Origin of the sequence: Caballeronia sp. SBC1 (assembly GCF_011493005.1) — a bacterium.
Lineage (GTDB): Bacteria > Pseudomonadota > Gammaproteobacteria > Burkholderiales > Burkholderiaceae > Caballeronia.
In genome coordinates, this window is sequence record NZ_CP049156.1 from 2,774,693 (window position 1) to 2,795,497 (window position 20,805).

20 protein-coding genes and 1 pseudogene are annotated in these 20,805 nt (G+C 60.2%); 14 read left to right on the forward strand and 7 right to left on the reverse strand.

Annotated elements, in window-relative coordinates; genetic code table 11:
- Positions 1-124 precede the first annotated feature (124 nt).
- From SBC1_RS39810 to kdgD, 6 genes and pseudogenes are all read left to right on the forward strand, one after another.
- Complete coding sequence (locus tag SBC1_RS39810) at positions 125-508, forward strand: antitoxin (RefSeq protein ID WP_243830205.1); 384 nt, start codon at positions 125-127, stop codon at positions 506-508.
- Positions 509-543: 35 nt separating this feature from the next.
- Positions 544-888 (forward strand): type II toxin-antitoxin system VapC family toxin, encoded by a 345-nt coding sequence (locus tag SBC1_RS12265; RefSeq protein WP_243830285.1) that lies wholly within the window; start codon positions 544-546, stop codon positions 886-888.
- 336 nt (positions 889-1,224) lie between these two features.
- Positions 1,225-1,968 (forward strand): FadR/GntR family transcriptional regulator, encoded by a 744-nt coding sequence (locus SBC1_RS12270; RefSeq protein ID WP_165092196.1) that lies wholly within the window; start codon positions 1,225-1,227, stop codon positions 1,966-1,968.
- A 420-nt stretch (positions 1,969-2,388) separates the two neighbouring features.
- A pseudogene (locus SBC1_RS12275) lies at positions 2,389-2,613 on the forward strand (MFS transporter); the annotation flags it as partial.
- A 166-nt stretch (positions 2,614-2,779) separates the two neighbouring features.
- Positions 2,780-4,138: a glucarate dehydratase gene (gene gudD, locus SBC1_RS12280; RefSeq protein WP_165987789.1), complete on the forward strand. Its 1,359-nt coding sequence runs from the start codon at positions 2,780-2,782 to the stop codon at positions 4,136-4,138.
- Positions 4,139-4,215: 77 nt separating this feature from the next.
- Positions 4,216-5,133 carry a 5-dehydro-4-deoxyglucarate dehydratase gene (gene kdgD, locus SBC1_RS12285; protein ID WP_165092198.1) on the forward strand — a complete coding sequence of 306 codons (918 nt, stop codon included), beginning with the start codon at positions 4,216-4,218 and terminating at the stop codon, positions 5,131-5,133.
- A gap of 81 nt (positions 5,134-5,214) precedes the next feature.
- Here the strand turns inward: kdgD and SBC1_RS12290 are convergent, their stop codons facing one another.
- The 3 genes from SBC1_RS12290 to SBC1_RS12300 are packed head-to-tail and all read right to left on the reverse strand — an operon-like array spanning position 5,215 to position 7,951.
- Positions 5,215-5,805, reverse strand: a complete 591-nt coding sequence (locus SBC1_RS12290; protein WP_165987791.1) for an LUD domain-containing protein — start codon at positions 5,803-5,805, stop codon at positions 5,215-5,217.
- Positions 5,802-7,211 carry a lactate utilization protein B gene (locus SBC1_RS12295; protein ID WP_165987794.1) on the reverse strand — a complete coding sequence of 470 codons (1,410 nt, stop codon included), beginning with the start codon at positions 7,209-7,211 and terminating at the stop codon, positions 5,802-5,804. Before SBC1_RS12295 ends, SBC1_RS12290 begins: the two co-directional genes overlap by 4 nt.
- On the reverse strand, positions 7,208-7,951 hold the full coding sequence (locus tag SBC1_RS12300) for a (Fe-S)-binding protein (RefSeq protein WP_165092201.1): 744 nt from the start codon (positions 7,949-7,951) through the stop codon (positions 7,208-7,210). Before SBC1_RS12300 ends, SBC1_RS12295 begins: the two co-directional genes overlap by 4 nt.
- A gap of 147 nt (positions 7,952-8,098) precedes the next feature.
- Here SBC1_RS12300 and SBC1_RS12305 point away from each other — a divergent pair, with 147 nt between their 5' ends.
- The 4 genes from SBC1_RS12305 to SBC1_RS12320 all read left to right on the forward strand — a co-directional run bounded on the left by SBC1_RS12305 (position 8,099) and on the right by SBC1_RS12320 (position 11,698).
- Positions 8,099-8,902 carry a FadR/GntR family transcriptional regulator gene (locus SBC1_RS12305; RefSeq protein WP_165987796.1) on the forward strand — a complete coding sequence of 268 codons (804 nt, stop codon included), beginning with the start codon at positions 8,099-8,101 and terminating at the stop codon, positions 8,900-8,902.
- Complete coding sequence (locus SBC1_RS12310; RefSeq protein WP_165092204.1) at positions 8,899-9,960, forward strand: aldose epimerase family protein; 1,062 nt, start codon at positions 8,899-8,901, stop codon at positions 9,958-9,960. The genes SBC1_RS12305 and SBC1_RS12310 overlap by 4 nt, the downstream gene beginning before the upstream one ends.
- 322 nt (positions 9,961-10,282) lie before the next feature.
- Positions 10,283-10,765 (forward strand): CreA family protein, encoded by a 483-nt coding sequence (locus SBC1_RS12315; RefSeq protein WP_165987799.1) that lies wholly within the window; start codon positions 10,283-10,285, stop codon positions 10,763-10,765.
- Positions 10,766-10,933: 168 nt separating this feature from the next.
- Positions 10,934-11,698 (forward strand): DUF4088 family protein, encoded by a 765-nt coding sequence (locus SBC1_RS12320; RefSeq protein ID WP_165092206.1) that lies wholly within the window; start codon positions 10,934-10,936, stop codon positions 11,696-11,698.
- A gap of 27 nt (positions 11,699-11,725) precedes the next feature.
- Here the strand turns inward: SBC1_RS12320 and SBC1_RS12325 are convergent, their stop codons facing one another.
- The 3 genes from SBC1_RS12325 to SBC1_RS12335 all read right to left on the reverse strand — a co-directional run bounded on the left by SBC1_RS12325 (position 11,726) and on the right by SBC1_RS12335 (position 14,739).
- Positions 11,726-13,804, reverse strand: coding sequence for an ATP-dependent helicase (locus SBC1_RS12325; RefSeq protein WP_370469630.1), 2,079 nt, complete (start codon positions 13,802-13,804; stop codon positions 11,726-11,728).
- Positions 13,805-14,024: 220 nt separating this feature from the next.
- Positions 14,025-14,285 carry a hypothetical protein gene (locus tag SBC1_RS12330; RefSeq protein ID WP_165092208.1) on the reverse strand — a complete coding sequence of 87 codons (261 nt, stop codon included), beginning with the start codon at positions 14,283-14,285 and terminating at the stop codon, positions 14,025-14,027.
- Between the two features lie 61 nt (positions 14,286-14,346).
- Entirely contained in the window at positions 14,347-14,739 is a 393-nt protein-coding gene (locus SBC1_RS12335; RefSeq protein WP_165987801.1) for a hypothetical protein, read from the reverse strand.
- A gap of 367 nt (positions 14,740-15,106) precedes the next feature.
- On the opposite strand from SBC1_RS12335, the gene SBC1_RS12340 reads away from it, so the two are divergent.
- Positions 15,107-15,328 carry an RNA-binding S4 domain-containing protein gene (locus SBC1_RS12340; protein WP_165092210.1) on the forward strand — a complete coding sequence of 74 codons (222 nt, stop codon included), beginning with the start codon at positions 15,107-15,109 and terminating at the stop codon, positions 15,326-15,328.
- A 206-nt stretch (positions 15,329-15,534) separates the two neighbouring features.
- On the opposite strand, the gene SBC1_RS12345 is transcribed toward SBC1_RS12340, so the two are convergent.
- Positions 15,535-15,690, reverse strand: a complete 156-nt coding sequence (locus tag SBC1_RS12345; RefSeq protein ID WP_165092211.1) for a hypothetical protein — start codon at positions 15,688-15,690, stop codon at positions 15,535-15,537.
- Here SBC1_RS12345 and SBC1_RS12350 point away from each other — a divergent pair.
- The 3 genes from SBC1_RS12350 to fumC all read left to right on the forward strand — a co-directional run bounded on the left by SBC1_RS12350 (position 15,689) and on the right by fumC (position 20,752).
- Positions 15,689-17,113: an MATE family efflux transporter gene (locus SBC1_RS12350; RefSeq protein ID WP_165987805.1), complete on the forward strand. Its 1,425-nt coding sequence runs from the start codon at positions 15,689-15,691 to the stop codon at positions 17,111-17,113. The two genes, SBC1_RS12345 and SBC1_RS12350, sit on opposite strands and share 2 nt — an antisense overlap.
- Positions 17,114-17,522: 409 nt before the next feature.
- Entirely contained in the window at positions 17,523-19,244 is a 1,722-nt protein-coding gene (locus SBC1_RS12355) for a phospholipase D family protein (protein WP_165987807.1), read from the forward strand.
- Between the two features lie 113 nt (positions 19,245-19,357).
- Positions 19,358-20,752: a class II fumarate hydratase gene (gene fumC / locus SBC1_RS12360; protein ID WP_165092214.1), complete on the forward strand. Its 1,395-nt coding sequence runs from the start codon at positions 19,358-19,360 to the stop codon at positions 20,750-20,752.
- Positions 20,753-20,805 lie beyond the last annotated feature (53 nt).

Here is a 20,805-nt window from a genome sequence, read left to right on the forward strand (position 1 = left end):
TGCGGACGGCTTGCGCCGAAGGGTCACCCAACTCGGTTTATTGTGTCATCGCCTCCATTCGTGCGAGGCAAATAGTGCAGATCCGACCCTGGCACCTCTCGGTCAGCTTTTTCACGGACTGCTAATGATATTGCGCGACCGAACCCCATCAGAAATGCACGGTCATCAGCGTGCACAGTTCCGCAAATCCGACATCAACTGCGGCGTCCGCCAAACCGGCATTAATGGTATATATTTTTGCTATATATCGTTTCTGGAGTCGCATATGGATACCGCAAAGGTTTTTTGGTCGGGCCGGTCCCAGGCCGTGCGCTTGCCGAAGGAATTCCGGCTGGATGCCGATGAGGTGCGCGTTCGCCGTCATGGCCGCGCGATCATTCTCGAACCGATCGCTAGCGATTGGGCTTGGCTCGATTCGGTTGTCGGTCCCATAGATGACGACTTCGCCGAAGCCGCGCAGGAAAAGCTGTCGGAACAAGACCGCCCGGATCTGGACTTTTTTAAGTGAATTATTTACTCGACACGAATGCAGTTATCGCCTTGATGAAGGGCCACAGCGGTTTTTTGGCGCGGCTCCGTCAGCACCAGCCGCGGGATTTCGCCATGCCGTCTATCGTCGCTCATGAGCTCTATTTTGGCGCTTACAAGAGCCGACATGCCGCAGGCAATCTCAGGCGCGTTGAAGCGCTGCAATTCGAAATTCTCGACTTCGATCCGGAAGACACTCGCCGCGCCGGTGAAGTGCGCGCGCAGCTCGCTTCGGCAGGAACGCCGATTGGGCCCTACGATGTCTTGATTGCGGGACAGGCTCTAGCGAGATCGCTCACGCTCGTGACTCACAATATGCGCGAGTTTCAACGTGTGTCCGGCCTGAGTGTCGAGGATTAGGAAGGCTGACGCTGTATGCATGAGCCCTGCCAAACCATGGCGCATCACAGACCACGAGATTATCCGGAACAAGCCCGGATCCTGCGCCCACTGCACGCCGATACCAGACCGGCATAGCGCGCAATCCGCTGCGTCATCAAAAAAGGGACGAGAAGGCGAGACCTCGCTTGACGCCCTTCCCCACGCCTCACCTTTCCCACCGCGCCTAACCGACCCGATCTCCCGCCTCCATCGAATCTTTAAAATTGATAGTCGTCAGACAACGGTATAATCTATCGATCAACCGCATCTCCGAACTACAACATCGCCACCCGGCTGACCCAAGGAGCGTTTCTGATGGTCGAATCCCTCACATCCGTCGTGACACCCCGACGCGCCCGTAACCTGGCGGAGAGCGTGTTCGACTACGTGATCGAACAGATCGAATCCGCAGCGCTGAAGCCGGGCGACAAATTGCCCACGGAAGCGAAACTCATGCTGACGCTCGGCGTGAGCCGAACCGTTGTGCGCGAAGGTATTTCTCGCCTGCAGGCCAACGAGGTCATCGAAACACGTCATGGCATTGGCAGTTTCGTACTCGAGCCGCGCCGCGAGAAACTGGGTATCGACATGGTTCCGGCCACGACGCTGCGCGACGTGTTGTCCGTGCTCGAATTGCGCATCAGCCTGGAAACCGAATGTGCGGGCCTGGCAGCGCAACGCGCACAGCCGGAAGACCTTGTGCGCATGCGAGCGGCGCTCGACGCGATAGAAGCGACCAGCCGCAACGGCAGCGACAGCGTCGCGGCCGATCTGCAGTTCCATATCGCGCTCGCCCGGGCGACCGGAAACCGCTATTTCGTCGATATCCTGACCCAGATGGGCGCCGCCTTGATCCCGCGCAACCGCATCGATTCAGCGGGGATCGCGAAAGCCGATCCGAAAGCGTACGTCTCGCTCGTCAATCTTGAGCACGAGAGCATTCTCGAAGCAATCACGCGACGCGACGCCGAAAGCGCTCGCGCAGCCATGCGCATGCATTTGTCGAACAGCCGGGAACGCTTGCGGCGCGCGAATCAGTCAAGCGAAGCAAATGGCTGAAAGCGCGCCGCGTAGTAACCGCTTATCTATCTGCGGCCGGGACGGCGGAGATAGATAAGCGGCGCGAACCACCAAGCCAGTCGCGCCGACACATCGGTCTCGCAGGCGGGCGCCCAAAACCGCATCAACAGGCGCCCGACCATCCAGTAGCGAATCCGCGAATATCAACCATCTCGTCTGACGTCCTACTTTAACTCATAACCCCTTCAGCGCAATTAATGGGAATGCCATCCCATTCATCCAGAATTGCAGAGCGTTTCCGGGTTAACACCCATTTTGGCAGTCCTCATACAACTCTTAGAATGTCATCAGACAACGTATCACACGTTGGAGACTGCCAACCTGCACGCTATTGCTCAGTCGCACGAGCACTTGCGCCGACGGCCCTGACCGACCGGGCCGCCATCCGGAGATGAATTTGTGACACCCGACGCGCTGACATCGGCGGCCTCAAAAGTTAAGCGCCACGTGCTGCCTCTGTTCCTGATCACGTTCATCGCGAACTACATCGACCGGGTGAATATCGGCTTCGCCAACACGCATAGGGAGACGGACCCGGGGATCGGTGCGGCGGCCTACGGGTTGGGGAGTGGCTTGTTTTTCATCGGCTACGCGCTGTTCGGAGTACCGCCGAATGTGCTGATGGGCCGGGAATTGCTTCGATCATCGCGGCCGTTGTCGCGTTTTTCGCGAAAGACCGGTTGACCGACGCCGCCCTGAACACACTGCCGACCCGAATCCAACTCGCGCCGCTTAAGAGCTCGCCACACACCACGCGCATCGCCCCAATCAACTCACACTGAGCACGTTCATGCCCACGAACTCAACCGTATCAACCGCCGCGAACGCCACGCCCACCGTCACCGAACTGCGCGTGATTCCAGTTGCCGGCCGCGACAGCATGTTGCTGAACCTGAGCGGCGCACACGGCCCGTTCTTCACGCGCAACATCGTGATCCTGCGCGACAGCGCGGGCCACACGGGCGTGGGCGAAGTGCCGGGTGGCGAGAGCATCCGTAAGACGATCGATGACGCGCGTCCGCTCGTCGTCGGCCAGTCAATCGGCAATCTGCACGCCGTGCTTAACACCACGCGCAAGCAATTCGCGGATCGTGATGCAGGCGGACGCGGTACACAAACCTTCGACCTGCGCACGACCATCCATGCCGTGACGGGACTCGAAGCCGCGTTGCTCGACTTGCTCGGCCAGCATCTGGGCGTGCCGGTCGCGGCGCTGCTGGGCGAAGGCCAGCAGCGCGATGAAGTGGAAATGCTCGGCTACCTGTTTTATATCGGCGATAGAAACAAGACCGATCTACCCTACTCCGCCGGGACCAACGCGACCGATGACTGGACCCGCGTGCGCAACGAAGAAGCGATGACACCTGAAGCTGTCGTACGACTGGCGGAAGCCGCGCACGCGCACTATGGCTTCAATGACTTCAAGCTGAAGGGCGGCGTGCTCTCGGGCGATGCGGAAATCGAAGCGGTCACGGCGATCGCCGAACGTTTCCCCAAAGCCCGCGTGACGCTGGACCCGAATGGCGCGTGGTCGCTGTCCGAAGCCGTGCGCCTGTGCCGCGACCAGCATCACGTGCTGGCCTACGCAGAAGACCCGTGCGGTGCCGAAAACGGTTATTCCGGCCGCGAGGTCATGGCGGAATTCCGTCGTGCCACGGGCCTGCCGACGGCCACTAACATGATCGCGACCGACTGGCGCCAGATGGGCCACGCAATCCAGTTGCAATCGGTGGACATTCCCCTCGCCGATCCCCATTTCTGGACGATGCAAGGCTCGGTGCGCGTGGCGCAAATGTGCAACGAGTGGGGCTTGACGTGGGGGTCGCACTCGAACAATCACTTCGATATTTCGCTCGCCATGTTCACGCACGTCGCGGCAGCGGCGCCCGGCAAGATTACTGCCATCGATACCCACTGGATCTGGCAGGACGGCCAGCGCCTGACGCGCGAGCCGCTGCAGATTGTGGGTGGCAAGGTGAAGGTGCCGGCACGGCCGGGACTGGGCGTGGATATCGACATGGACGAACTCGAGAAAGCCCACGCGCTGTATCAGGAACACGGTCTCGGGGCCCGCGATGACGCCATCGCAATGCAGTACCTGATTCCGAACTGGACCTTCGACAACAAGCGCCCGTGTCTCGTGCGCTGATTTCCTCAACGGCTGACTAAACGGCTGACTGAACGGCTGATGCAGCGACTTACCTCAAAACCAATTCACGACCGACCATGACGACACCTCAAGAGCTCAAGCAAATCGTTTCCGAAGGGCTGCTGTCCTTTCCGCTGACCGACTTCGACGAACAAGGCGACTTCCGCGCAGACACCTACGCCGCGCGCCTGGAATGGCTTGCGCCCTATGGTGCGACAGCGTTGTTCGCGGCCGGCGGCACGGGCGAATTTTTCTCGCTGACGCAGAGCGAATATTCGAACGTAATTCGCACGGCGACGGAAACCTGCAAGGGCAAGGTGCCGATCCTCGCCGGTGCGGGGGGCGCGACACGGGTTGCGATTGCTTATGCGCAGGAGGCCGAACGGCTGGGCGCGAACGGCATTTTGCTGATGCCGCATTACCTGACCGAAGCCAGCCAGGAGGGTATTGCCGCGCACGTCGAACAGGTGTGCAAGGCGGTGAAAAATATTGGCGTAATTGTGTATAACCGCGCCAATTCGAAGCTCAACGCCGACATGCTCGAACGGCTAGCCGATACCTGCCCGAACCTGATCGGCTTCAAGGACGGCGTGGGCGAGATCGAAAACATGGTGACAATCCGTCGCCGGCTGGGCGACCGGTTTTCGTATCTCGGCGGATTGCCGACGGCCGAGGTGTACGCAGAAGCGTATAAGGCGCTGGGCGTGCCGGTGTATTCATCGGCGGTATTTAACTTCATTCCGAAGACCGCGATGGAGTTTTATAAAGCGGTCACCTCGCAGGATCACGCGACGACAGGCCGTCTCCTCGATGAGTTTTTCATGCCCTATCTGGCTATTCGTAACCGGAAAGCGGGTTACGCGGTGAGTATTGTGAAGGCCGGCGCGAAGCTGATCGGCCGCAGCGCCGGTCCCGTGCGCGCGCCGTTGACCGATCTGACCGAAGATGAAATGGCACAACTCGATGTGCTGATCAAGAAGCTCGGCGCTCAGTAAATCCGGCAGTAGTTAAAAAGCCGTTCCAACGTAAGTTGGAACGGCTTTATTGCATCTGCCCCGCGTATAAACCCGCCCGACCTAAGCCTTGAGCAACACCACCGTCAGCGAGCGCACACCTTGCGCGCCGCGAATCAGCACACCTTCAATATCCGCCGTCGCCGATGGCCCCGTCACCAACACCGCATAACGCGCGGCCTTGAAGTCATCGCGCCGATACGCATCCTGCAGTCCATCCACGATTTGCGCTGGATCGAGCAGCACGATCAGATGCTGCACCAGATAGCCGATCGAATTGACAATGTATTCGTCCTCGCTGAACCACACCGAGCCGGTTTCGGCCACGCCGAAGCGCGCGCGCACCACGCCTGCATCGACGTCCTGAAGAAGCGCAGGCGACATATCGGCGGCCAGCGCACGATTCCCTTCGATACCCGGCACAGCCGACGCAACTATCGCATCCGGGCCAAAACGGTCGCTGAGCAGCGTACGCACCGTATCGAGCGATTCACCTTCGACCACCGTCCCGCCCATCGCGGCCAAGGCGGTGCGGAAGCGTTCGAGGCGCTCACCGGGCGGGGTATCGAAGAGCGGTACGTCCGGACGCGGCCTTGCAGCCGGTTGCGCCGCGCGGATCTTCGCGAGAAAACTTTCACGTGTGGTCGTGGTCATTTCTTGCCTGCCTTGCGATTTTTCTTGTACCACTCGTGGAACGTTTCCGCGGGCGTTTCGGGCAGGTCGCGGTGACGCCCCCAAATGTTCAGCGGGTTATAGAGCACGAAGTTGGGCAACCGCTTGAGCGCGCCGCCGAGCGACGCGACCGTGCCTCGATACAGCGTCGGACTGGCAAGCAGGCGCCCTGCCATCTTCAGCACTTCCTGCTTCACGAACGGCACTTCGTGATTCGCCGCAATCACTTCGCGCCACTTGTAGATCTGCTCGTGAATGTTGACCTTCGTGGGACAGACGTTGGTGCAACTGCCATTAAGCGTCGATGCAAACGGCAAGCTGCTGAAGCGTTTCATATCGTAAGTAGGATTGATGATCGCGCCGATCGGCCCCGAATACGTAAAGCCGTACGACAAGCCGCCGCTTCGCCGATACACCGGACACGTATTCATGCACGCGCCGCAGCGGATGCATTTGAGCGAATACCAGAAGTCTTCCATCGCGAGGCGTTCGGAACGGCCGTGATCGACAAGGATGTAATGCATCTCCGAGCCCGGTCGAGGGGCGCGAAAATGCGAGGTGTATTGCGTGATCGGTGACCCGAGCGCACTGCGCGACAGCATGCGAATGAACACGCCGAGATCGGAGATTCTGGGAATCAGCTTTTCGATACCGATCGATGCAATGTGCAACGGCGGCACATTCGCGGACAAATCCGCGTTGCCCTCGTTCGTGCACACCACGACCGTTCCCGTCTCCGCCACCGCGAAGTTGCAGCCTGTCATGCCCGCGGTCTTTTCGCGTACGAAATACGGTCGCGTGTTCATGCGCTGGCTTTCGGCGAGATAGTGGATGTCGCTGTTCTTGGGATCGGTGCCGATCGTGCGGCCGAACAACTCGGCAACGTCGGCGCGCAGTTTATGCACGGCGGGCACCACCATGTGGCTCGGATCCTGGTTATCCAGTTGCTGGATGCGCTCGCCGAGATCCGTTTCCATCACCGTGATGCCGCGCGGCTCGATGTACTCGCGCATCTTGCATTCATCGGTGAGCATGGATTTGCTTTTGACAAGCGTGGTGAGACCGCGCTCGGACATCAGCTTGTAGACGATCTCGTTGTGCTCTTCCGCCGTCGATGCGTAATGCACGATCACGCCGTGCGACTCGGCCTGGGTGATGAACTGGTCGAGGTAATCGGCGAGATTCGAGAGCGTGTGCTCCTTGATCCCCGATGCCAGGTCGCGCAGCGTCTCCCACTCGGGCATGCCGTGGGCTTGGGCGTCGCGTTTGCTGCGCAGGTCCCAGAGGCGTTTATCGTGGAAAGCAACGTGATCTTCCTTCGCGATAAACGCGCCCGCCGCCTTCGCGTGATCGAGCCGCTTGCTTTTGCCCTTCGCAGCGTCGCTCATGAGCGTGCTCCGTTCAGGATCTGGGCGATATGGATAAAACGGGCATCGAGTTTCAGGCGTTCGGCGCAGCCTTGCTGATGCATGAGGCATGACATATCGCCTGAGACGATATATTGCGCGCCCGCACCGAGGTGATCGCGGACCTTGTCCTGCCCCATCCTCACCGATACCGCTTCTTCCGTCACTGAAAATGTGCCGCCGAACCCGCAGCATTCGTCGGGGCGGGTGGGCGTGACGAATTCGATGCCTTTAACGCCTTCCAGCAGCGCGCGGGGTTTGGAAAACGGCGCCCCGCCAATCTCGGATGCCGATACTTCACGCAAATGCCGGATAGCGCTGCAGCTATTGTGCAATCCCACGCGGTGGGGAAATTCGGCCCACGGGAATTCGCGCACCTTGAGGACATCGTGGAGAAATTCGACGAGTTCGTAGGCGCTCGTCCGAACCTTGCGCACGGACGCCGTCTGCTCGATAGCGGTCAGATGTTCGCGTACGTGATGAATACAACTCGCGGATGGGCCGACCACGTAGTCGTAATCCGCGAAATTGCGGGCGAACACGCGCTCCGCGCCGGCCGCTTCCTTTTGCGCGCCGCTGTTCGCCATTGGCTGGCCGCAGCAGGTTTGTTCCTCAGGGTAATCAACTTCCAGCCCCAGGCGTTCGAGCAATTCGAGTGTCGCGATGCCAACTTCGGGATAGAACGCATCGATGAAACAGGGCACGAACAGGGCGACTTTCATTGGATTGAAAAATGTGAGGAGCCTGAAAACCGAAGGATTTCACCGCTCTTGGTCAGCTTGGTCTGACCAAGACTTTAAAGTTTGCGATCTTTCATGTCAAACTAGGAGAAACATCGAGCCGTTTTTTACCCACTTTTCTGCGCACTCATGCCTTTTCAACCCGTCCATTCCTACACCCGCACGCGCATTGCTGACGTCGTCTCCGACCAGATCCGGGCGTTGATCGCGAGCGGTGCATTAACGCCCGGGCAACGTCTCCCCGCCGAACGCGATCTCGCGGAACAACTCAACGTCTCGCGTCCCTCGTTGCGTGAAGCGCTGATCCGGCTGGAATCGGATGGATTTATCCAGGCTGCCGCGCGCAGCGGCTTTGTTGTATCGGATGTCACCGCCCCGCTCGTATCCGCGCCGCTCGCCGCTCTGCTAAGCCAGCATCCGACCGCCAGCGCGGACGTCCTGGAACTCCGCCACGGCCTCGAATCCCTTGCAACGGGCTACGCGGCTGAACGCGCGACCGCAGGCGATCTGGTGCGTATCACCGAAGCGTTCAACGCACTCAAAACCGCCGCCATCGAGCCAAAACGCACGCGCATTGCGGAACACGACGCGGCGTTCCATCTCGCCATCGCCGATGCCACCCACAACCTCGCCCTCGCCCACGTGATGCACGGCCTGCAAGAACTCGTGCGCGAATCAATGCTGACGTCGCATAGGCTGGTGGATTACGACAACGACGTGGAAGCGAACTTGCTGGCGCAACATCAAGCCATCTTCGATGCCATCCTCGCCCGCGACCCGCTGCGCGCCCGCGAAGCTGCTGGCACTCACTTGGACTACGTCAGCCAGCTTTATCGCGACCGCTTACTCCGCTTACCCAAGCCGGAAACAACCCGCCATCCTGCTAAAACTGCAAAAACCGCAAAAAGCCAGAATCCGGAGACCACGCCATGACAATTTCAAGCGCCCACTGGGGCGATCTCGCCGACGGCACGCCCGTCGATCTTCACACGCTCAGCCACGACAACGGCTTGCGGGTATCGGTGACAAATCTGGGCGCGGCCCTCGTCTCATGGTTCGCGCCGGATCGCGACGGCCATCTCGCGGATATCCTCCTCGGCCACGACACCCCCGCCGCTTACACCACCGGCACCGCTTACATGGGCGCGATCGTCGGGCGCTGGGCGAACCGCATTGCGGACGCACGCTTTTCCCTGGATGGCGTGGAGTATCAGCTCGAAGCCAATCAGCCGCCGAACTCACTGCACGGCGGCTTCCAGGGCTTCAGCCACAAGCTGTGGCAAGCGCGGCATACCGAGGACGCGTTGGTCCTCACGCTGGAATCGCCCGCTGGTGATAGCGGTTTTCCCGGCGCGCTCACCGTTCAGGTGACGTACACGTTCAGCGACGCGGGCGCACTCACGATCATCTACGATGCCTTCACGGATGCTCCCACGCCGCTCAATCTCACGAACCACGCGTACTTCAACTTGTCGGGCGTGGACTCGACGACTATTGATGACCACGAGATCGAGCTTGCCGCCGATCAGTTTTTTGCCATCGACGAACACACGATCCCGACCAAGCTGGAAGACGTTGCCGATACCCCGTTCGACTTCCGTACTGCTGCGCCTCTCGGACCGCGTCTCCATACCCGCGACAACGAGCAAGTGACGCTGGCGGGCGGCGGGATTGACCATTGTTTTGTGTTGCGCACTGAAGCGCCGGTCACCGAACTGCCGGAAATGCGGCGTGTCGCGGCCGTTTATCATCCGGGCAGCGGACGCGAACTGATTGTCTCGACCACCGAGCGCGGTTTGGTGTTCTACACCAGCAACAATCTTGAAGGCGTGCCGGGCAAGCATGGTCTGACCTATCACAAGCACGGCGCGCTCTGTCTCGAAGCGGGCGGCTTTCCAAATCAGATCAATATGGATGACGCGGAAGATGTCGTGTTGCGCCCCAACGAGCGATATAGGCAAATCACGCGCTACGCCATGCGTGTAAGGTAAGAACGTGCCACCCGCCATGCCGCTGATAGGACCCCGCCTACAGTCGAATAGGACTGTGACGGGCATCGGCGGGCGGACCTCTCATCGATACTGAATTCATTGAATCAGAGATCGAATGGAGGAAGACAATGCCTTATCTACTGGGATGGCTGCTTGGTGTGCCGGTGATCGTGTTGGTGATCCTGTATCTGATCTTTCACTGATCGCTGCACTACGCACAATATTGAACGTGAAAGCGCGAGACGCGGGTTCACGTGGATTGAACGAAGGCGTCGTTACAATACGACGCCTTTTTCAATTCCTCATTCCCCGAAGGATTCCGATGAAACGCGCTCTCTTCGCCTTGACGTTCATGACGTCGTTTGTTGCGTTGCTTGCTGCGCCTGCCCTGCATGCCGAGGAGATAGCCAGCGTCAACACGAATTTCCGCTTTACCGGCTCGGACCGTGTCACGGTCGAGGCTTACGATGACCCGGCTGTCACGGGCGTCACGTGTTACGTCTCCCGCGCGCGCACGGGCGGGGTTAAAGGAACGCTTGGAATAGCCGAAGACCCGTCTGAGGCATCGATTGCTTGCCGCCAGGTCGCGCCGATCAAGATCGATGCACCGCTCAAGCAGAAATCCGATGTGTTCTCGGAACGTATGTCGTTCATTTTCAAGACGCTGCATGTGGTGCGTATTGTCGATGCCAAGCGCAATACGCTGGTTTATCTGACGTATAGCGACCGGATTACCACCGGCAGCGCGAAGAACAGCGTGACAGCCGTGCCAATGCCTGCGGGCACGACCATTCCCGTCAAATAAGACGAGAGCGCCGGTTGGCCAGCCTTCGACTGAATAATTGAAAGCTGGCCTAAAGTTTTCCCTCCCCGCGCCGATATACAGACGAACGGCCGTCGCCCTCATGGCAACGCCGACTGTCTTCCCGCGCCGGTTCAGACCGACAAGCGGGATCGGGAACCGGGAAACATCATGGGTCAGATCACCCTTTCATTCAAAGACGAGACGATCGCGGCGCTACGTCGCGACTTCGAGACGTTGATTCGTCTGTCGCTCAAGTTCGACCCCCAATTCGTCACGCCCACGTTCGAAGATTTCCTGCGCGCAAAACTGCTCGACAACCCCACGCCGCTCACCGAACTGGCTGTCCAGCGAATGCTGCAAAACGGTCAGTACGCGTGGGCGAAACGGGCACTCGACAAGGAGTTTCCGGACGTCGTCGAAATGATGATGCGTCAAGCCGCGGAACACGGTTTCGGCTTCGCGGTGCGCTCGGACTGGAAACCGGACGATCTCGTGAAGGCATCGCGCGCGTGGGCCACGGCTATCGTGACCGAAGCGAACGGCGACCCGACGCAGATAGACACGCTCGCGGCCCAGATCAAGGAAGCGGCATCGGACATCCAGGAACTGGAGATGAAAATGCAGACGCCCGCATGGCGTCTCGCCGACTCACTGCGTCAACGCGTGTACGAAACCAAGATTGCGACCGAACACAGTGTGGGATCGACATCGCGCGAGAAGCTCGGTGAATTGCGCTGCCTGCTGCGCCTTGGCATGTTTCATGGGTCGATATCGAAGCAGGAAGCGCAGCAAGTGCTCGAGCAGATACGCATGATCAAGCCGGAGATTTTTATTGAAGAGCCATACGACGGTTTCACCCGCTTCGGCAACTGGCTGCGTGCGATTTTCACGCCGGAGCGCAAAGCGCCAAAGCCTTCGCGCGCTGAGCGTTGAGCCGGTCCCGAGCTCAACTGAAGCCCTTCACTCCCACATCTTCTTGAGCCGCGCGGCGATATCGACTTTCGCCTTTGCTGCAGCGGCCAGCCCCGCCGCCGTCGGCGCGCTGGGCTCAGGGACCAGCGGCCACGCGCACGCTTCGAACTGCGGCATCAGATGTGCGGGAATGAATCGCGTGCGCGCCGCCCAGACATGCCGGTCACCCATATGCGTCTGGTTGTGCACGTAGAAACGCTGCGGCGTGACAATGTGCAAATCCTCTTTCGCACGTGTCATGGCGACGTACAACAGCCGCCGTTCTTCGTCGATTTCCTCGTCGCTGCCCGTGCCCATATCGGACGGAATGCAGCCGTCCACGCCATTCAGCACGAACACGTTCTTCCACTCCTGGCCCTTGGCCGAATGGATGGTGGAGAGAATCAGATAATCCTCATCGATAAGCGGAACACCCGATTCGTCGCTGGTGGCATCGGGCGGATCGAGCGTCAGTTCGGTGAGAAAACGCTCGCGCGTGGGATACGTGGATGCGATGCTTTCCATCTGCAACACGTCGCCATGCCGGATGGACGCGTCTTCGTGATTGCGCTCCAGATGGGGTTCGTACCAGCGCCGGATCATCTCGAACTCAGCGGGCCAGCCGCTTTCGCGCGCGCAAACCTTCGACATCATAGTGACGAGCGCCGGCCAGTCTTCGCTCGCGCGCAACGGCGCGGCGAATCCGGCTAACGCGGCCGGCGTGTCACTGCGCTCGGCCACCTGATCAAGCACGCGTCCGGCGATTGCCGGCCCCACTCCCGGCAGCAACTGCAGCACGCGAAACCCGGCCACGCGATCACGCGGGTTCTCACCCCAACGCAATACCGCGAGCACGTCCTTCACGTGAACGGAATCGAGAAACTTCAGCCCGCCGAACTTCACGAACGGAATGTTGCGCCGCGTGAGTTCGATTTCGAGCGCGGCGCTATGATGCGCGGCGCGAAACAGCACCGCTTGCTGCTTCAGCGTCATGCCGCCTTCACGCGCCTCCAGCACCTGCTCGACGATATACCGCGCCTGATCGGCTTCGTCAGCCACCGAAACAATGCGCGGCCGTTGCGCCGAAGCCTTGTCGGTCCACAAGTTCTTCGTATAACGCTCGGCGGCGAGTCCGATCACCGCATTCGATGCCGCCAGAATGGGCTGCGTCGAGCGGTAATTGCGCTCGAGCGTCACGCATTTCGCGGGCGGATTGAAGTGACTCGGGAAGTCGAGGATATTGCGTACCGTCGCGCCGCGAAACGAATAGATGGACTGGGCGTCGTCACCGACTACGGTCAGGCCGCGGCCGTCGGGTTTCATCGATAGCAGGATGGACGCCTGTAGCTTGTTCGTGTCCTGGTATTCATCGACGAGCACATGGTCGAAACGGCTCGACAGATCCGCGGCAATGGACGGCTCGGCAGCGAGATGCGACCAGTAGAGCAGCAAGTCGTCGTAGTCGAGCACGCTTTGCTGCTGCTTCGCGTTGACGTACGCGGCGAACAACCGTCGCAGATCGTCCTCCCATTCGCGGCACCACGGGAACGCCTGGTCGAGCACCGTGGCAAGCGAAGCGCCGGTGTTGACCACGCGCGAATAGATGGAGAAGCACGTGGACTTGGCCGGAAAGCGCTTTTCCTTCGCCGATAACCCGAGTTCATGCCGCACGAGGTTCATGAGATCGGCGGAATCCTCGCGATCGTTGATGGTGAACGACGGCGACAACCCCACGAGATCCGCGTAATCGCGCAACAAACGCGCGCCCACGCTGTGGAAGGTCCCGGACCACGTGAGGCCCTGCGCGATCACGCTCCGATTACCCAAAGCGTTCACCGCAATACGCGTCACGCGCCGGGTCATCTCGCTGGCTGCGCGCCGCGAGAACGTCAGCAAAAGTATTCGATGCGGGTCCGCGCCCTTCACCAGCAAATGCGCCACGCGATGCGCCAGCGTATTCGTCTTGCCCGATCCCGCCCCCGCGATCACCAACAGCGCGCCGGCAGGGTCGCCAGCGTTCGATGCTTGCGTGCCGTACTCGACCGCTTCCCTTTGGGCGTCGTTCAGTTTGGTCAGGTACGACGCGATTTCTTCCCGCGCCGGCTTGGGCGCGAGATCGTCGTCGGTGGCGGAATTAAGCGTGAGCACGTCGCAAGGGCTTTAAAAAAGGGTGACGCACACTGTATATCCATACAACTCATTCACGCAAGCAACTGATGCAACAGGCTTTTGGCCCTATAAAAAATGGCCCGGTGCGCTTACGCGCACCGGGCCATCGTCATTTCCCTGCAACGGGATCTACCGCGAATCAGTCCGCTTTCTTCGCGTTTTTCAGGTTCGCATCGGCGGCGGCTTCATTCGCCTTCGCCTGGGATTCCGTCTTTTTCTTGTCGGCCTTGGCCTGCGCTACATTTGCGTCCTTATCCGCTTCGGCCTGCTTCTTCGCCGCTTTCTTCTCGGCGTGCGTGGGTTCGGCCGTGGTCTGCGTCTGCGCGACCGACACAGTAGCGGCCGTCGCGAATGCGCCCGCGAGCAACGCTGCGAACAAGCGCTTCGTGGTCATGGTCATGAATTCCTCCTTACCAGCGGCCCCGCTTAAGGGGCCGCGTTCAATTCATCAAGCTTAAAACTTAGTGCTGCAGGCCCGTATCCTTCGGACCATCCGGCTCGGCGGACTTCAGTTGGTCGTTGGCGGTCTGCCTGTCGGCCTTCTTGTTGATCTTCGCGTTGCGCACCTGCTCCTTGTATTGCGCCTTCGCTTCCTTGTTCGTCGCCTTCAGATCCTGCTTCGATGCCTTCTTCGACGCCTTGTATTCAGCACTAGCCTGCGCGTTGGCATTGCGCTTCACAACCAGCGGATCGGTAGGCGCCGGTGCGACGATATTCTGCGGCGGCGGCGCGGTTTGCGCGGCCATCTGGCCGGCATCGGCAGCGGCAGGCTGCGCGGTCTGCGCGAACGCGGACGCGGACAGACCCATGGCGACAAAAGCGGTACCCAACAGCATTTTCTTGACTTGCGACATATTCATTTCCTCTCTGGCAGTTTTTATTCCGGGCGGCCGATTGCAACCATTGCAATCAACCGCGACGCCCAAGCGATGTGTGTTGTGTCCTCAAACACCGCGCGCCGCAAATACCCGTCTACACTTCTGATGACCGGCATGACGCGTAAAAAGCCGCGTAAAAAACGCACCGATCACTATGACTGACCCGGGGCCGGACGCTGGAGTTCGCAAAAACACGTCATTGTTACCGAAGGTTTCACTTACTGACATATTGCAAACAGCCATACGCTCCGATATCCGGGAGTCTGGGCTGTAGACGCACTTTGCGTGCCCGGCTGGTTTATCATGGGCGCCCTTTCCGCCCCACCCTGCAAAGACCGCTCACATGCCGCGACTCGAATTCACGCTCACGGGCGACTACGTCGAACTTCACAACCTGCTCAAGCTGATGGGCCTGGCCGACAGCGGCGGCTCGGCGAAAGCGCGCGTCGCCGAGGGCGAGGTGAAGGTTGACGGCAAGATCGAGTTGCGCAAGACATGCAAGATCCGCGCGGGCCAGACAGTGGTTATCGAAGACACCACGATCAAGGTTCAGAAACCGAAATGATCGGTGCAAGCGATGCGTAAGCGAGATGGATGATGTCAAATACCGCGTCGTTATCGACATAAACGCAATCAAGCAATAAGCTAGACGGCTTTCGTTCCCTTTCGCCGCTTTCAGCTTGTTGACGGTTGCAGCCAGCTTTTCAAGTTGGCGCGCTTCAAAACCGAGACTTCAAGCTGAGATTTGAAGCCGGGTTTCAAAGCTGAAATTCAAAGCAGAAATTCAAAGCGGAGCTTCAGCTCAATCAGGCTGGAGCGCGGCCGGAACGAGCGGGCGATGCAGGACCGGTAACGGTTCGCTGCATCGCCCGTTGCCGTTTTTGCGCGGTTGTTGCCGTGCAGCAAAGCATCCAGATAATCCGTCATGCCATCCAGAATGATCCGCGCGAACGCGCCGCCAAGCCTTTCCCGTCATGCCGTCGATACCGCGAGGCTCGCCGCGCCGCTCGCCATCTCGCAACTGGCGCAAATGGCGATGGGCGTCACCGACACCATCCTGCTCGGCTCGCTCGGCCCCGATTCCCTCGCGGCCGGCGGCCTGGGCGCAAACCTGTTCTTCGTGGTCGTGGTGCTGCTGCAAGGCGTGCTGACGTCGGTGAGCGTCTCCGTCTCGCACGCGCGTGGCGCGAACAACGATCACCTCGTGCCGAATATCTACTGGACCGGGGTGGTGCTGTCGCTGCTGCTCGCGATTCCCGCATTCACGCTGCTGAGCTTCGCCGAACCGATCCTGCTCGCGTTCCACGAACCCGCCATGCTCGCCAAAAATGTCGGCGAATATTGCGCGATCCTGCGCTGGGGTGCGCCGGGCAGCCTGCTCGGGATCGGCATGATGCGCGCGTTCCTGCCGGCTATCGGTGCGGCGAAGCGGCTGCTGTGGGTATCGATTGGTGGCGTGTTCGTGAACGGGTTTCTCAACTACGGCCTGATCCACGGCGCCTACGGCCTGCCCGAACTCGGTTTTCTCGGCTCGGCAGTCGCTACCACGATCACCGTCTGGCTAACGGCGCTGGTGCTGATCGCGTTCCTGCATTTGCGTGCTCGATACAAACATTTTGTGGTGGCGTCACGGCCGCGCCTGCCGCTGATGGGCGAATTATTCGGCATCGGCTGGCCGGTTGCGATCACCTACGGCGTCGAATCCACGCTGTTTCTCGCCACCGGGATGACTGTCGGCACGCTCGGCGAAGCCCCGCTCGCAGCGCACCAGATCGCGCTGAACGTGGCGTCGGTGGCGTTCATGGTGCCGCTGGCTATCGGCCAGGCGGCAAACGTGCGCGTGGGCTACTGGATCGGCGCAGGACAGCCGCTGGCCGCTCGCCACGCCGGGTTCGTGGCAATTGCGCTAGGCGTGGCATTCATGGCGATGTCGGGCTGCGTGCTGGTGCTGGCGCCGCATGCGATCGTCGGGCTGTATCTCCATCTCCATGACCCGAAGAACGCCCAGACCGTCGCGCTGGCTGCGTCGCTGCTGGGCGTGGCGGCCGTGTTCCAGATCGTCGACGGCATGCAAACAGTCGCGTCGGGTGTGCTGCGCGGGCTCAAGGACACGCGCGTCCCCATGCTTGCGGCAGCGCTCGGTTATTGGGGCATCGGCTTTCCGACGGGCTACATGCTGGCGTTTCACTTCAACGGCGGCACGAAAGGTTTGTGGTGGGGACTGGCTGCGGGACTTGCGAGCGTCGCGGTGCTGATGACCCTTCGCTTCGACCGCATGAGTCGCCGTCTGGTCACGCGCAGCGCGCTTGACTCAGCTAAATCCGTGCAGGCTCCCAGCCATACGGCTTGAAGTAGTGGCTACGAATCTTCGGATTGGAGCGGGCATAAGTTAAGCAGACATTGTTGGTTGGATTTGGAGCGGCGCGAAGATACGATCAAGCCGTCTCCTTGAGATTCATCCAGTAACAGGGGTATTAAGCCCGCTTCGTCGAAGCGGGCTTTTTTTCGTCCGCGCGTGGTAATAACACGGTTCTTCAAGCTCGCCCCCTCCGCTTTTTCGCAAATCGACGCATTCGCCGTGTCCGTAGACGATTTCCAATAAAATGACCGCGCATGATCCTTGGGCAGACTCGCGCGAGATCCGGCGCTGCACGCGGCCACTGCGTGCACAACAACCGCAAGCAGTTCATAAAAATCGCTCGGGCAAAACAAGAGGAATGGACGTGTCGGAACGCAGCAGGCAGTTCTCTGAGTCATCTATGTCCCAAGCCGGACAAGGCCAGCACACCGGCAGGCGCACGGGGCGCCCCCAAGCCGGACAGGTTTCATCCCAGCCTATCACCCAGGAACGGCCCGTTCCCACACCACGGCTGTCGCGCGGCCTGGCATTCGCCGCCGCCGTGCTCACGGCGCTGACGCTCGCCGCCTGCGCCACGCGGCCGCCTGCAACCGCGTTCGATCGCCCCGCCACCCACGCGCTCTCTGCCACCGCCGACACCCCCTTGCGCACTGCGCTCCTGCCAAAGGAAGCTGCGCACCCGGGCGAGTCCGGCGTGCGCCTGCTTCCCACCGGCACCGAGGCGCTGCAGGCCCGCATTGCGCTTGCCCGCGCGGCGACCAAGACGCTCGACATGCAGTACTACATTGCGAACGAGGACAACACGGGCAAGTTGCTGCTCGGCGCCGCGCTTTACGCGGCGGATCGCGGAGTCAAGGTGCGCATGCTCGTCGATGACCTGAATTTCAAGGACATCGACCAGATCATGGCCGCGCTGAATTCGCATGACAACATCGATATCCGCGTGTTCAATCCCTTCGGCAGCGCGACCCGAAGTTTCGGCGAACGCACGCGTAACCTGCTCACGAAGGTCGATCATTTCACGCGCCGCATGCACAACAAGGCGATGATCGCGGACAACCAGATCGCGATCGTGGGCGGCCGTAATCTCGGCGACGAATACTTCAGCGCGAGCGCAACGCTGCAGTTTCGTGATCTCGATGTGTTTGCGGCCGGGCCAGTGACGCACAAGATATCGGCGAGTTTTGACGAGTACTGGAACAGCTCGATTGCGTATCCGCTGCGCGCGCTGAACAAGCAAAAATTCGATCCCGCCGATCTCGACAAAACCCGCGAAGACCTGCGCCAGCACTGGAAAGAACAGGCCGATCCGCTGAACGCCAAGCCACTGAACGCCACGCCGCTCGCCCGGCAAATAGCACAGGATGGGCTGGGCCTGACCTGGGCGCGCACGGAATTCGAAGCCGATTCTCCGGTGAAGATCGAACATCCCGATAAAGACTACAAAAGCCCGCCCATGCAGCGCCTGATCGAACTCGCGAACCAGGCGCGTAGCGAGGTCCTCATCATTTCGCCGTATTTCGTGCCGCACGACGAGGGTGTAAAGGCGCTTGCCGCCATCACCGCGCGCGGCGTGAAGGTGAAAGTGCTGACCAATTCGATGGCGGCCACCGACGCCGTCGCGGTGCAGGCGGGTTACGCGCCGTATCGCGTGCCGATGCTCAGGGCCGGCGTAGAGTTATACGAGTTCAAGCCGGTACAGGCCCAGGGCGACAGCCGGCCGCGCACCGGGCTGTTCGGCTCGCAATCGCGGGCAAGCCTGCATGCCAAGGCTTATACGATCGATCGCAGTATCCTTGTGATTGGATCGATGAATCTGGACCCGCGCTCGGCGTCGCTCAACACGGAACTCGCGCTGGTGATCTACAACCAGCAAATTGCGAGCGAGGCAGCACGATTGTTCGATGCCGGCACGGCGCAGGCGAGAGCGTATCGTGTGGAACTCGCTTCGCCGGCTGTGCTGGCGGGCCTGAAGAACATCGGCGCGCCCATGTCCCCGCTCATCTGGACCACTGAGGACGACGGCCTGGTGCGCACTTACAATTTCGACCCGCAAGCGGGCCTTTATCGCAACGTGTTGACGGGTCTGTTCATGCTGCTGCCCGTCGACTCGCAGCTTTGAACTTTTAGATTCTGAAATGTGCAGGCTAACCGGATTCAGAAACGCGATGGCGCGGTCCATATTCAGCCCCGATTCCAACCCGAACCTGAAGCAAGCCGAAGGAGCATGAAGCCATGACGGACGACGTAAGACTCGAGAAGGACACTTTCGGCGAAATCGCCGTGCCTAACGCAAAACTCTGGGGCGCACAAACGCAGCGTTCCTTGCAGAACTTCAAGATTTCGAGCGAGAAACAATCGCCTGAACTGATCGATGCGCTCGCGATCGTGAAGCGCGCATCGGCGGAAGTGAATGCTGAACTAAAGGTGCTCGCCGCCGATAAAGCGCAGGCGATCATCGCGGCCGCCGACGAGATCCTGGCCGGTAAACACGCCGACGAATTCCCGCTCGCCGTGTGGCAAACGGGGTCTGGCACGCAGACCAACATGAACCTCAACGAGGTGATTGCGAACCGGGCGAGCGAATTGATGGGCGGCGAGCGCGGCGAACAGCGCAAGGTGCATCCGAACGACGACGTGAATCGCGGGCAATCATCGAACGACGTGTTCCCGACTGCGATGCACATTGCCGCCGCGGTCGCGATCACGAAACATCTCGTGCCTGCGCTCAAGACCTTGCGCGAGACGCTCGACAAGAAATCGAAGGCGTTCGAGCGAATCGTGAAAATTGGCCGTACGCACTTGCAGGACGCCACGCCGCTTACGCTCGGACAAGAGTTCTCGGGTTATGTCGCGCAGCTTGACCAGGGCATCCGGCACGTTGAATCGACCTTGCCGCATCTGTATCAACTGGCGTTGGGCGGCACGGCGGTTGGCACCGGTTTGAACGCGCATCCCGAGTTTGCAGTGAAGGTAGCCGGCGTGATCGGCAAGCTAACCGGCTTGCCGTTCGAAACCGCGCCGAACAAATTCGAAGTCATGGCTGCCGCCGACGCGCTCGTGTTCGCGCACGGCGCGCTGAAGACCATCGCGGCGAGCTTGATGAAGATCACCAACGACATCCGCTGGCTCTCGAGCGGACCGCGTTGCGGGCTTGGAGAATTGTCGATTCCGGAAAACGAACCGGGTAGCTCGATCATGCCGGGCAAGGTCAACCCGACCCAATCCGAAGCCGTCACCATGCTCTGCTGCCAGGTGTTTGGGAATGACGTGGCGGTGAATATTGGTGGGGCGAGCGGTAATTTCGAGCTCAACGTGTTCCGCCCGATGATCGCGCACAACGTGCTGCAATCGGTTCGTCTGCTGGCCGACGGCGCGCAGAGTTTCAACGATAACTGCGCGGTGGGGATCGAGGCGAACGAATCACGTATCGATAGTTTGCTGAACGAATCGCTGATGCTCGTGACGGCGCTGAATCCGCATATTGGCTACGACAAGGCCGCAAAGATTGCGAAGAAGGCGCACAAGGAAGGCACGACGCTGAAGGCGTCCGCGCTGGCGCTTGGGTTTGTGACCGAGGCGGAATTCGACGAGTGGGTGAAACCGGAAGACATGGTCGGCAAGAAGTAACATCAGAATAGGGAGCAGCGGTTGATGAATCCGCGCTTTATCAACCGCCTCCC

What these genes read in the sequence shown, in the direction of transcription:
- SBC1_RS12350 (WP_165987805.1), top strand. Translation starts at nt 15,689, where the DNA reads ATGCCATCCAGAATGATCCGCGCGAACGCGCCGCCAAGCCTTTCCCGT.
- kdgD (WP_165092198.1), top strand. Translation starts at nt 4,216, where the DNA reads ATGACGACACCTCAAGAGCTCAAGCAAATCGTTTCCGAAGGGCTGCTG.
- SBC1_RS12340 (WP_165092210.1), top strand. Translation starts at nt 15,107, where the DNA reads ATGCCGCGACTCGAATTCACGCTCACGGGCGACTACGTCGAACTTCAC.
- SBC1_RS12270 (WP_165092196.1), top strand. Translation starts at nt 1,225, where the DNA reads ATGGTCGAATCCCTCACATCCGTCGTGACACCCCGACGCGCCCGTAAC.
- SBC1_RS12330 (WP_165092208.1), bottom strand. Translation starts at nt 14,285, where the DNA reads ATGACCATGACCACGAAGCGCTTGTTCGCAGCGTTGCTCGCGGGCGCA.
- SBC1_RS12310 (WP_165092204.1), top strand. Translation starts at nt 8,899, where the DNA reads ATGACAATTTCAAGCGCCCACTGGGGCGATCTCGCCGACGGCACGCCC.
- SBC1_RS12335 (WP_165987801.1), bottom strand. Translation starts at nt 14,739, where the DNA reads ATGTCGCAAGTCAAGAAAATGCTGTTGGGTACCGCTTTTGTCGCCATG.
- SBC1_RS12290 (WP_165987791.1), bottom strand. Translation starts at nt 5,805, where the DNA reads ATGACCACGACCACACGTGAAAGTTTTCTCGCGAAGATCCGCGCGGCG.
- SBC1_RS12315 (WP_165987799.1), top strand. Translation starts at nt 10,283, where the DNA reads ATGAAACGCGCTCTCTTCGCCTTGACGTTCATGACGTCGTTTGTTGCG.
- fumC (WP_165092214.1), top strand. Translation starts at nt 19,358, where the DNA reads ATGACGGACGACGTAAGACTCGAGAAGGACACTTTCGGCGAAATCGCC.
- SBC1_RS12265 (WP_243830285.1), top strand. Translation starts at nt 544, where the DNA reads ATGAAGGGCCACAGCGGTTTTTTGGCGCGGCTCCGTCAGCACCAGCCG.
- SBC1_RS12345 (WP_165092211.1), bottom strand. Translation starts at nt 15,690, where the DNA reads ATGACGGATTATCTGGATGCTTTGCTGCACGGCAACAACCGCGCAAAA.
- SBC1_RS12300 (WP_165092201.1), bottom strand. Translation starts at nt 7,951, where the DNA reads ATGAAAGTCGCCCTGTTCGTGCCCTGTTTCATCGATGCGTTCTATCCC.
- SBC1_RS12305 (WP_165987796.1), top strand. Translation starts at nt 8,099, where the DNA reads ATGCCTTTTCAACCCGTCCATTCCTACACCCGCACGCGCATTGCTGAC.
- SBC1_RS39810 (WP_243830205.1), top strand. Translation starts at nt 125, where the DNA reads ATGATATTGCGCGACCGAACCCCATCAGAAATGCACGGTCATCAGCGT.
- SBC1_RS12355 (WP_165987807.1), top strand. Translation starts at nt 17,523, where the DNA reads ATGTCCCAAGCCGGACAAGGCCAGCACACCGGCAGGCGCACGGGGCGC.
- SBC1_RS12320 (WP_165092206.1), top strand. Translation starts at nt 10,934, where the DNA reads ATGGGTCAGATCACCCTTTCATTCAAAGACGAGACGATCGCGGCGCTA.
- SBC1_RS12295 (WP_165987794.1), bottom strand. Translation starts at nt 7,211, where the DNA reads ATGAGCGACGCTGCGAAGGGCAAAAGCAAGCGGCTCGATCACGCGAAG.
- gudD (WP_165987789.1), top strand. Translation starts at nt 2,780, where the DNA reads ATGCCCACGAACTCAACCGTATCAACCGCCGCGAACGCCACGCCCACC.